This is a genomic window from Chamaesiphon sp. OTE_20_metabat_361 (assembly GCF_031364565.1).
This window is the reverse complement of the sequence record NZ_JANLWO010000711.1, coordinates 1-1,987: the sequence shown is the minus strand read 5'-3', so window position 1 is coordinate 1,987 and position 1,987 is coordinate 1. Positions and strand designations below refer to the sequence as shown.

2 protein-coding genes and 1 pseudogene are annotated in these 1,987 nt (G+C 41.3%); 1 reads left to right on the top strand and 2 read right to left on the bottom strand.

From position 1 onward, the window contains the following. Window positions 1-473: pseudogene (locus RMO35_RS20065) on the bottom strand (integrase); the annotation flags it as partial. 261 nt (window positions 474-734) lie between these two features. Beyond that, window positions 735-884, bottom strand: coding sequence for a hypothetical protein (locus tag RMO35_RS20060; protein WP_309743557.1), 150 nt, complete (start codon window positions 882-884; stop codon window positions 735-737). Between the two features lie 121 nt (window positions 885-1,005). Here RMO35_RS20060 and RMO35_RS20055 point away from each other — a divergent pair, with 121 nt between their 5' ends. Beyond that, on the top strand, window positions 1,006-1,635 hold the full coding sequence (locus tag RMO35_RS20055; protein ID WP_309743556.1) for a hypothetical protein: 630 nt from the start codon (window positions 1,006-1,008) through the stop codon (window positions 1,633-1,635). The last annotated feature ends 352 nt before the right edge of the window (window positions 1,636-1,987 follow it).

Genomic DNA, 1,987 nt, shown 5'->3' with positions numbered 1-1,987 from the left:
ATCGCATAATCCCGTACCCCTTTAACAGTATCCCGATCGCACATCCCGATCGTCAACTGATACTCCGTCGGATTCACCCCCGAAGTATCCCGATAAGTCACCACCCGCACCCCTTCAACATCCGCCAAATCGTAGTGACATTGCCCTACCTTGCGCGCATAACCCACCAAACTTTTAATCGCCGCCAGTCGGGTATTAATGGTAGACGGAGCCAACCCGCGATCGGTTAAGATCCTGCGATACCTTAATACTAACGTCATCGCTTGATACCGATCGAGTGCCAAGAATTCTCCGACTAATGCTGGTGTCGGCGCAGCCTGAGCTACCTGCATGAAAAAGTCTACCAATGCTTTAGTATACGTCCGCCGCGTATTGGGCGACCTGCGATCGGCAATCAGTTCCTGAAGCAAGTCCCGCTGGGCGATATCTTGCAGGGATAGGGGTGATGCGGCGATGGTAGAGAGTAATGTCAAGGTAATAATCCACTGCGAGTAATCGGGTTGACCGTTATATTAACCGATGATGGTAATTATGGCGTTGTTCATTCCGACTCGCTTTTCTCGTGGAGAGACTGCGCCAAAGAATTTTCTTCAACTAAACATTGAATTATTTCGTCGATCGATATCCCCGTAAACTTTGATAGCTTTACCAGCTTACCAATTGGAGCGTTATCAGTCCATGCTCCAATCGTCACTCTATGGCTCGAACCCACTACCGATCGGATCATCCTTGCACTAGTACATCAATATACCGCGATCGCCAAACTCACTTTTTTTGCTCGAATCCTGACTTTCGATCGTCCCAGCGAGTAGTTTGGCGTTTGGCGATCGTACCTTACCCCTCAGCGTCTCAGTCTTCACTCGATTCCATAATATATGATACACGTTCGTTTATCGTTGTCAATTACAATTTACATCTGTTGCATTAGAAAATATTTCTAAAAGTGTCCTGATTACCACTCAAATGCTTCGGATAAGTATGTAGAAGTATTTTGGCAAGTGAATTATGATGAGAAATTTATCCACGAATATTATTTGCATTGGCTTTTTGTTCTGGGTAATGGCATCTTTACCAGTAAATAATCAATCTCATGCCGTTTCTATTCATTCTTCACAAAAAGAGGGAAAGGTTGCTGTTAAAGCCTTCATTAGAAAATCTAATAAAATCAGTAAGTTTTTATCATCCAATCAATCGATACTATCAGTAAATAATTACGCAAATTCTCCATCAGGCAAAGCATACAGCTATACATCAGTTAAGCTGCTAAATTCTAAAATAAATGTTATAAAAACAGATTCTTTAGTTACACCTTTTCTTGGATACCTAACAATTGAATACAAAGTGCAAGACAACAAACAATGCGGGGATATTGATAAAGAGAACGGCTACAGCACATACGATCGGGCTTTCGCCTACAAAGGAAAATGCTTAACAGAATCGGATTACTTTATTAGGGAAACAAAACTAACCTTCGCTTATCAAGACGATAAATGGATTTTCAAGGAGGCTATTCAAGTAAAAAATGATGGTGTAGTTGTAGAACCAGAACTTCCAGACTTTATCTTAGCAAATGCTTTTGGATATAGTAGAGACAGGCTCAAAGAAAATAGCGCATGGGAAAAACTAATTGATTAAGTTATAGCAATCTGTAAACTTCAGAAGTCGTTCCCAACTTGCGCGATCGCACAGTGCAAACTTAGAAAATATTTCCAAAAGTGTCCCGATCCATGTAGGGAACAAGTGAATATAGTAGAAATATCAATTACAACACCATGCAAGAACAAACATTATTTGAAAATAACAAAATTAAAGTAACGACATCACGGCTAGAAATAGAAAGAAAGACGGCGTTGCTGGATCGGGGTATGATTTACCGACCGCCGCTTAGGCGGCGCGCAAGCTTCGAGGGATATTTTCATCGATCGATTATCGCGATCGATTGAATATGGAATTGGCAGTTCATTAAATTTCAGATAATGAAGGAGTA